The organism is Halomonas marinisediminis, from assembly GCF_004347715.1.
GTDB lineage: Bacteria > Pseudomonadota > Gammaproteobacteria > Pseudomonadales > Halomonadaceae > Halomonas > Halomonas icarae.
On the sequence record NZ_SLTR01000370.1, the window covers coordinates 1 to 281 of the forward strand.

The 281-nt window shown below is 67.3% G+C and carries 1 pseudogene; it reads right to left on the reverse strand.

The window, feature by feature from the left end:
- Positions 1–206: pseudogene (locus tag E0702_RS17040) on the reverse strand (long-chain fatty acid--CoA ligase); the annotation flags it as partial.
- Between the last annotated feature and the right edge of the window lie 75 nt (positions 207–281).

Sequence of the window (281 nt, forward strand, 5' to 3'; positions counted from 1 at the left end):
AAAGCATCCGACATCTCGTCCACCTGAGCAAAGCTCAGGGTGCCGTTCATCCCGTTGGGCAGGCAGGTGGTGAAGGCCGGCGCGGTGCCATAGGTCGCGGCCACCGCCCCGATCATGTCGCCCAGGGTGCGATAGGCGGGCGTGTCTATATCGGGCCGGACGTCCGGGCCATAGAAGGCCGTCCAGGGCCGCGTTGGATCTTCCATCAATTCGCTCCCGCTGGGCTGGAGGTAAGGTAGTCCGCCCCCCGGTCGCGGTCGACCGGGATGCGGTGGGGCTGG